We start from the raw sequence: 8,185 nt of genomic DNA, 5'->3' as shown, positions 1-8,185 counted from the left end.
TAGTGGGTGTGGGGTGAATTGGGAGGGGCCACGGCCGGATGCACCTGGCCGTGGCACCACGGCCGTTCCCCGGTCGAGGGGACGGCCGAGCTCCTGCAGATCTGCTTCCGGATCGACTGCGTCGATCCAGATCAGTCACCGACCAGCACCTGCGCGCGGTACAGCTCGCCGATGGCGGATGTCACGGACGGCTCCCGTCATCGGCGGGCAGTTCGGCCAGGGCGGCGCCGCCGGTTCCATGCGCGAGGCCGTTGCCCCGGCAGTGCCCGCAGTAGCCGGACCCGTCACAGTGGGCGTTGCGGACGGTGTCCAGCTCGTCGCGCACCAGGGCAGTCACCCAGTCGAGCTGTCCGGGCTGGGTGGAGACCTGGTGCTGCTCGCCGGTCGCCGGGTTGGTGACCGTGACGGTTACGAGGGGGGTGTCCTCAGGGTCGGTCGGGTATTCCTCGGCCAGCTTGGCGAGCGCCAGGGTGAACGCGGCGGCGGCTGTAATGCTCTCGGTGTTCATGCGTCGGCTCCCGATCACTGGGCAATTCTCTTGGTCGAACAGGTGAGCCTCGCCCCCCGGCCTCGGTTCCTCGACGAGGCGGCCGGGCCTGATGCCGCGCAGCCGTTCGCGACGGCGGTCCTGGACATAGCCGCGGCGGAGGATGACGAGGGCGAGAAGAGTGGCGGCGTAGCCGAGCAGCCGGCCGATCACGGGCATCATGTGGTGTTTCCGTCCATCGTGGTGGTGTGGGCGGCGAGGAAGGCGCCGGCGGCGGTCTCTTCGCTCGTGCCGTACGGGAGGTCCTTGGGCGCAGTCCGGGCCTCGCGGTCCGCGGCAGTGGCGATTCGCCCTCAGCGCGGGTTCACGGCCTCGGTGCTGCCCAGGTGGGACCGGCACTTGCAGGCGCCCTGGCAGGTCATGCCCCCGGGCAGCGCCAATTTCGGGATGGTTCGCGCCGTGCATTCCGGCGTCGGCCGCACAGCGGTTGGCGAGGCGCTCGGTCTCGACCTTGACCTGCCGCAGGGCCGATGCAGCCATCGCGCCCGTGGGCGAGGCGGAATGGCGATGCTCCTGCAGATCTGCTTCCGGATCGACTGCGTCGATCCAGATCAGTCACCGACCAGCACCTGCGCGTGGTACAGCCCGCTGATCCGGGCAACGGCTCCAGCCGGAGGCTCGTAGACCGGCGGCAGCTCGCTGACGGCGATGCCGAGGTCTCGGGCATCCGGCAACGGTTCAGGGCGGCGCATCGCTGCTCCGTCGGCCGTATTCAGGTAGAACTCGGTCGCACGCTCGATACGCCTGTTGCGGATCAGCACTCTGCTGATGCCGCTGACCTCGTCGAGGCCCAGGTGGAGGAGCACCGCACGGTTGAGCGCCCGGCGTATGCGGTCTTCGACGTCACAGTGCATGTTCAGATCGATGGTGTCCTTGTATCCGCGCAGCACTGTGTCGAAGACACCCTCAATGCTGTCCGGGAGCTGCCAGCCGGGCAGATGCCCCAAGGTGCCGTCGGTCTCGCGGTCGTCGGCGTCGAGCAGACGGCTCCAGTCATCGCGCCGGCGCTTCCACTCCCTGGCATGGATCTCATCCGGTCGGTCGGCCTGGTTCTGGTAGTGGTAGTCGACGAAGAGGGGCCGGCCGTCGGCTTCGAGAGTCATGAGCACGTCGGTGTACGCGCGGTTCCCGGCGAGGGGGTACGCCAGCCGGCGCGTGCCGTACTTGTCGTCGATCTGACCGAAGACGATGCTGAAGCGCAGCGGGTCGTGGAACGGCACACGGCCATCAAGTCCGGCCTGTTCGTCGAGCCAGAGTTTCCGGGCCCGGTGGACGAGGTAATTGTGCAAGGAGCCGCACATGTCACGTTCGCGTACCTCGGCGTCATCGACGACGCGGGCGACGTTCCTGGCGATGACGGGCACAGCCAGTTCGCGGAAGACTGCGCGCATGCGCGTGGAGATCACGCGGGTGAGTTGGAAGAGGTCGGGCGCGTGCGCGGTCAGCCGCAGCCCGTCGTACAGCTTGGCACTCATCGTATTTTCCGTTCTCGGGACGCTCCTGGAGCTGTCAAGCAGCGGGAACGAGGTCGATTTGAGTGATATGTACGGCCGGTGTGCTGGTCAGAGCGTGGTGGACTTCGCGGGCGGCGGATCGCTTGCGGCAGCGCATGGTGTCTTTCTCGGGCAGCCCGCCCTCGGCGCGGCGTCCGGCGCAGGCCCGGGTGCGTTCGTCGGAGCACGTCCGGACCAGCACGATGATGTGCAGCGCGTTGTTCGCGGCCCGGCCACTGCCGCGGTTGAGGTGGTGGCGGTGGGTGTGGCCGGGGCCGGGATCCGTGCGACACCAGCGAGGTGCACGATGTCCTTCTTGGACCGCATGGGTTCGAGGAGGCAGTCTCGGGGCCGGTGCCGATCAGCTCCAGCAGCGAGGGGGCCGTCTGCTTGACCGGCGGGCCGGTCTCGGCGTCCAGGGCCTGATGGCCGCGGGCGGCCCGCAGCATCCGCAACTCCGGCCACGCCGTCGCGGCTCTTCGGTGCGGCGGGAGGCGGCGAGCGCGGTCAGGCCGGGGTGTGCCGGCCGGAGTTGCGTCTGCTGCGGCGGGCGGCACGCCGCCGCGCGGCACTGCGCTCGTTCTCGCTAAGGCCTCCCCAGATACCGTATTCTTCGGCTGTCTCCAGCGCCCACCGTCGGCATTGCTCCATGACCGGGCAGCGGCGGCAGACATCTTTGGCTTCCTCGGTCTGCAGTAAGGCAGGGGTGGTGTTGCCAATGGGGAAGAAGAGTTCGGGTTCCTCCTCGCGGCATGCCGCGAGGAGGAGCCATTCCGTGGACATAGACGGTTCTCTCTTTCGTACGCAGGTGTGTGGTGTGCAACGGGGAGGGTGGTCTCGATCGCTGGTCGCGGTTGGCCTGCCGCCTCTGCCCTGGCCGGGGAGCGGCCGTCAGCAGGCGACGAAGCAGCGGACACGCATGCCGACGTCGGTGTCGGCGGACTTGCACAGCTGGCCGAGCATCATCAGACTGCGGCCGGACTCGGCGTCCGCCCTGCCCCAGTTCGTATATCGGGTCGGCCTGGGGCAGGGCGGTGGGCTCGGGGCCGGTGACGCCGACGGCGAGCTCGGTGATGAGCGGAACGCCGTCGCCGAGGGCCCGGGCTGCATCGCCGATGAGCTCGGAGAGGACGAGCTGATGGGTTGTACGGTGTGTGCCGGCTTCCCGGCGATGCCTGTCTTCCGCACGACGCGGTGGGTGTCAGCGCGCAGCGTGCCGGTCTCGACGGCCAGGTGCGTGGGACGCCGTCGCCGCGCTGCGTGGGGTCGAGGTTGCGCCGGACCCGGTGGGCGACGGAAACCGGCGGGTGATCACGATCAGGTGCGGATCGCGCCTATTGGGTCCGGCGCCTGTGGATTCAGGCGCACGGGCTCGCCTGGCACCGGCGGGATCGGTTCAGCGCTCAGGGTGTCTCCCCACCGCGTGTCGGCCAGCGCATTCAGGTCCTTGCGGATCAGCGTGCGCCGTTCGATCGCGTTCGCCGCCGGACCTCTTTGACGCTCGGGGTGCCGTTGAACTTCGCGGCCCACGATCCGGGCGGTCCGGTCAGGCGGGCCCCTGCGGTGCCGTCCGGGCCCTGCGCCCAGCCGGCCATCGCAATCCGGCGCGCGTCCTCCTCGTCCAGGGCGCGGACGGTCGTGGTGATCGGAGCCGTGAACGTGACCGTGAACGTCTTGAGCGGCGGCGCCGTCCTGAGCCACTTGCGGTACTGGGCAACGGCTTGCTGGTAGCGCACCAGTTCCCGCACGTACTCCTCGATGCGTACGAACCCGCGGGCCGCGTCGTGGCCGGTGGCGCCTCTGTCGCTGAACCGCACCCATTCTCCGGTGCCGACCCCGCCGGGGCCCGAACGCTCGTACAGGGTGTCCAGCGGGGCGCCCGCGGCCTTCGCCTCCGCACACCGGTGCTTGATGTACGGGGCATGGGACCCGATCTCTACGGCCCAGGCGACCATGTGCAAGTAGCCGTGATGCTCGGCGGGATCGGTGACGTGGCTGATGGCTCCGCCGTATGGCGGGTTGAACTCCGGCTCCTGCACGGTCAGATCTCCTTGATCGCGGTGTCGGGGGCGGTGGTCGGAATGTAGAGACGGCATCCGTCGACCCGGCACTTCGAGGAGAAACCGGTCAGGTGCGCGACGCGGTTCGGATACAGGGGCTCGACGCCTTCGTCGTGGACGCAGGCCCAGTCGTTGATCTTGTCCGCGGCGGTGTCGGCCTTGGCGTAGTCGTCGAAGATCACGCCCATATGCTGTTTGACCCTGATCTCCAGCTTCGGGGTGATGGCGACGGCGATGACGAATCCAGCCAGGTTCTCGTGCTCGACGAGGGTGTAGCGGGGCAGTCGGGTAGCCGGAAGGCGTCGCCGCACCCCGGCCCCCTCGGAGTGAAGCGTGCGAGTTGTCCCCGCATCCGGCTCAAGCGGTCCCCTTGGGCTGCTATGAATGGTCATGTCTTCTTGGCCCTTTCGTGGCCGCCGGTGTGGTGCTGACGGTGACATTCAGCGTGCATGAAGCGAAGATTCCTTCGCTCATCCGATCCCCCGTTTCGCCGGCGGATGAAGTAATGCTTGTGCAGCGGCTTCCTCGACGCCGAAAACCAGGCGGCCCATTCCCTGGGACTGTCCGGTCCATATTCGGCGCCTGGGATCAGCAGTTGTTTACACAACGGACAGATCCCTTTTGACGTGCGTCGAGTGTGATCGTCTTCTTGTCGACAAGAGATGGCAGGCTGCCGCGTCGGCGGACGGCCCAGTAGCCGGCCGGCTGTGGATCATCAGGGGAACTCGTTCCCCTTGACCATCACGTCCCGGTCAATGGTGCAGTTGGCCCGGATTTCGTGGCCGATGTGACGGTGGCCGGCGCCGGAGCAGGGTGCGCAACCCGGTTCGCCGGGTGCGACACAGCCGTGGGTGTTGCGGATCGGGTGTGGCCGGGAGTTTCCGGTCGGGCTTGCGCAGGCGGCTGTCAGGGAAGGCCGGCGAATGGCGCCGGGGCGCCCGGCCGCGGGTTCCTCGGCGGGATGCCCCCGGGGGGGGAGGCTCGGTTGCCTGTTCAGCCGCCCGGGTCGAGTCGGCGCAGTTCCGGGAAGTCGCGGCGGGTCTGTTCATGCGCCGCGGAGGGGGACTTGCGGGCAGATCTTGGGATAGCGGCGGAGGATTTTGCGTTCCGCGCGGGTTATCTCGTACAGGAGCGTCAGCGGCCAAGGGACGGTGTCGGGTACCGGGTGCTTTCTTCCTTGGCACAGAGGAGTGTCATACGGGGAGCGTCCGGCAGGACGAAGGTGTCTCGATCATGGCTAGCTGCGCGAGGACTGGTGACGCGGGCATGCGCCGGGCCTGTTTTCGGCCGGTGCGGCAGGGAGCAGGCCCCGCGCATGGGGTCTGGTGGTCAGCGCGCGGCTCACTGTTCGAGTAGAAGAGTGGTTAGTTGATGCGGGTCTGCTGGTGGCGGTGGGTGAAGGTGATGTTGCCGTCGACGGGCCACATGGGCGTGATCGAGCGGAGCGCGAGCAGGTCATCGAGGTCGCTGTTCGGCTCGGCGGGAAGGACGAGCACGTTGTGGACGTGCGGGGGGAGGAATCGCGCCCGGTCCGTGAGGGTGCCGATTGCGTACCACACTCCCGATCCCCCGTTGTCGCGCTGCAGGGTGGCGCAGGTGACGACGAGTTGGGACGTGGTGGCGTCGAAGAGTTCGACCACTAGCTGTTCCTGTGAACCGGCAGGCTGGATCAAGTAGCTGGTGATCTCGTGCCCGCGTTCTCGGGCGAAGTGGGTGTAGCGGGCGAGCAGATCACGCCGGTCCTGCTCGTAGGGGGTCGGCGGCAGGTCGGCGGGGTAGTCGAAGTGGTCGCCGAACGGAACTTGTCTGCTGACTGGCTTCATCTGTGTCATGGCGGATCGTCCTTCCTGGGTGTGGCACGGGGCTGTTCATGGCCGGTGCGGCCGGTCAGGTTCCGTGAGTAGAGCCGCCCGGGCGTGGGGAGGACGTGCGGTGGTCCGCTTCCCGGCGCGGCAGGCACCTTGGCGGCTCGGTGCGCACCGTGGCAGGTACCGGACCTAGTGGGGCGAGGTCCGGCGGCGAGGTGTGCGCGGGCCCGGAGAGAAGGGCTGCTGTCGGTGGAGGGCGTGACGCAAGGAGGTCAGGGGCGGCGGACACTCCCGCAGAGGGTCGTGGCGTTGATGGTCATGTCCGGCCGGTGGGAGCCGTGCAGAGTGATCGATCCGGTGGCCGAGTGGATGTCGACGGTGCCGCTGGCCTCGGCTGCGATCGTGAAGGTGATGGACCCGGAGGCGGCACGCACACGGACCCGGCGTCCGGCATGACAGGTGACCTTGACCGGTCCGGACGCGGCGTTGATGTCGGCCCACTGGGTCACGGTGCCGATCCGCACGGCCCCTGAGGCGGCGTCGATCTCTGCGCGGCCCACGCTCGCCAGGTCGACCGTCCCGGCGCCGGCGTCAATCTTCGTGACGGCCAAGTGGCCGACGGCGTGGATGCTCCCCAAGCCGGTCTTGCTGTGCAGTCCGGATCCGTTCGGCAGCAGGAGTTCGATCTCGATGCTGCGGTGGCCGTTGACGATGGTGCCGCCGCTGGACGAGGTGACGGCGACACCGGAGGAGCTGAGGTGCATGTCGCCGGCGGAGGTGAATGTGTAGGTGCTGCCCGGTCCGGAGGTGTAGGTGCCGCTGCCGTGATGTGAGGCACCGTGACGGTGAGCTGGGTACCCGAGTACTGAATGCGGGTGTCGCGGGCGGCCTGGGCGTACGGACTGCTGGGATCAGCGCAGTACACACGGACCGTCGGCACGGACAGGGAGTCGTCGACACTGGTCCACAGGCTGGCCTCCTGGGCGGTGACGGTGGCCAGAACGGGGCCGGACTGCTGCTCGTCACCAGTGAAGGTGACGAGCAGCGCGGTTCCGTTCTTGGCCGCCTCGGCGAGCAGGAGGCGGTCTGCGGGCGTGGCCTCGCTCTGATCCGGGGACAGCTGAGCGCCGTGCTTGACGGTCTCGAAGTTGGTCATCTGGAGCTCTCCTTGGCAGGTAGGGCGCGCCGGTGTTTCGGCCGGCATGCGCTTCGGGGCCCGGCTTGCACGGGCCGGGCTGTGGCTCTTGTTCGGTGGGCCGACAGGACCGTGGCGCGATGAGGGGTTAGTGCCGCGACCACAGCCGCAGTGGCCTGTTCGGCACTCCCGTCGCTGCTTCCCCCTCGGGCAGTCTGTGCAGGTCAGCGCCCGAGAAGGCGTGGGGTCTGATACGCGTCCCGGGGTGCGGGAGAGATTCCCAGGCGCGCTGCCGCGCTGGTCCGCCCTGCGGGACCTGGGCGAGCTCGTCCGGTGTCGCGGGCTGACGCCGGGCGCCCTGGCGGTTCTCGAACCGGACCGACGAGGTAAGGAGGAGGGCCCGCCCGGCGGGATTCGGCCTGTTCTTCCTCTCGTGGGCAGTCCGCTTGGGGCGGAGCGACTTCGTGTCGCACTGGTCAGGTCTCCTTCGAGACCTTCAGGGGGCGGGGCGGCCGAAGAACCCGGCGCTGATGAGGTCCGTGTCGTGTTTGACCATCAGGTCGTAGAAGCCGGCCTGGGCCCGGTGCATCACCTCGCTCTCGTCGGCCGGTGCACCGTGGATGATCTCAACGGTGACGTTGTCGTCGCTGCCTTCGTTGTCGAAGTCCTGGAAGGCGAGGTATGCGATGTCGGTGCCGGCGTGGAAGATGTCGAGCCAGACGTAGGTGGTGATCTGGTAATCGCCGCGGCCGTCGTGGTCGTCGGGGAGGTTGAACTCGGTGTCGAACTGGGTGAACAGGCGCGGCAGGCTCTCCTCGACTCTGCGGTGCTCGGGGCCGCTGCGGTGCTCGATGCGGTGGTGGTCGTGGTCGACGGAGGCGATCTCCAGGGTGGGCGTGAGGGTGTCGAAGAAGATCAGGCTGATATCCGTACGGACCAGGTAGTGGGAGTTGTGGTCGGGGTCCTGGGACATGGGGTTCCTCCTGGGATGGTCGGCCGGGCGGCCGTGCAGACACGGCTTCGCCGCGTACAGCACGCGAGCCGTACGCGATCCGTGAGCGCGATCTCGCTGTGCGCGTCGGTCTCGGCGGCCCGGGAAGTGCCAGTCGCCCGGCTTGGGCTGCCGCTCACTCCCTTCCGGC

9 protein-coding genes are annotated in these 8,185 nt (G+C 68.4%); all 9 read right to left on the bottom strand.

Going from position 1 to position 8,185, the window contains the following annotated elements; translation table 11 throughout:
• Positions 1-181: 181 nt before the first annotated feature.
• Positions 182-709, bottom strand: a complete 528-nt coding sequence (locus tag ACFU99_RS24245) for a hypothetical protein (RefSeq protein ID WP_384395285.1) — start codon at positions 707-709, stop codon at positions 182-184.
• 389 nt (positions 710-1,098) lie between these two features.
• Positions 1,099-2,022, bottom strand: a complete 924-nt coding sequence (locus ACFU99_RS24240; RefSeq protein WP_384395283.1) for a hypothetical protein — start codon at positions 2,020-2,022, stop codon at positions 1,099-1,101.
• Between the two features lie 525 nt (positions 2,023-2,547).
• Positions 2,548-2,823 (bottom strand): WhiB family transcriptional regulator, encoded by a 276-nt coding sequence (locus ACFU99_RS24235; protein ID WP_384395281.1) that lies wholly within the window; start codon positions 2,821-2,823, stop codon positions 2,548-2,550.
• 671 nt (positions 2,824-3,494) lie between these two features.
• Complete coding sequence (locus ACFU99_RS24230; protein WP_384395280.1) at positions 3,495-4,079, bottom strand: hypothetical protein; 585 nt, start codon at positions 4,077-4,079, stop codon at positions 3,495-3,497.
• A 2-nt stretch (positions 4,080-4,081) separates the two neighbouring features.
• On the bottom strand, positions 4,082-4,411 hold the full coding sequence (locus ACFU99_RS24225; protein ID WP_384395278.1) for a hypothetical protein: 330 nt from the start codon (positions 4,409-4,411) through the stop codon (positions 4,082-4,084).
• Between the two features lie 77 nt (positions 4,412-4,488).
• Entirely contained in the window at positions 4,489-4,707 is a 219-nt protein-coding gene (locus ACFU99_RS24220) for an HNH endonuclease (protein WP_384395276.1), read from the bottom strand.
• 757 nt (positions 4,708-5,464) lie between these two features.
• On the bottom strand, positions 5,465-5,932 hold the full coding sequence (locus tag ACFU99_RS24215; protein ID WP_384395274.1) for a hypothetical protein: 468 nt from the start codon (positions 5,930-5,932) through the stop codon (positions 5,465-5,467).
• Between the two features lie 248 nt (positions 5,933-6,180).
• The gene (locus ACFU99_RS24210) at positions 6,181-6,672 is read right to left on the bottom strand and encodes a DUF4097 family beta strand repeat-containing protein (RefSeq protein ID WP_384395272.1); all 492 of its coding nucleotides are present in this window, start codon (positions 6,670-6,672) and stop codon (positions 6,181-6,183) included.
• Positions 6,673-7,539: 867 nt separating this feature from the next.
• Positions 7,540-8,016: a hypothetical protein gene (locus tag ACFU99_RS24205; protein ID WP_384395271.1), complete on the bottom strand. Its 477-nt coding sequence runs from the start codon at positions 8,014-8,016 to the stop codon at positions 7,540-7,542.
• Positions 8,017-8,185 lie beyond the last annotated feature (169 nt).

Source organism: Streptomyces sp. NPDC057654, from assembly GCF_042800135.1.
In the GTDB taxonomy this organism is placed as follows: Bacteria; Actinomycetota; Actinomycetes; order Streptomycetales; family Streptomycetaceae; genus Streptomyces.
This window is presented reverse-complemented; position numbering and strand designations above follow the sequence as displayed.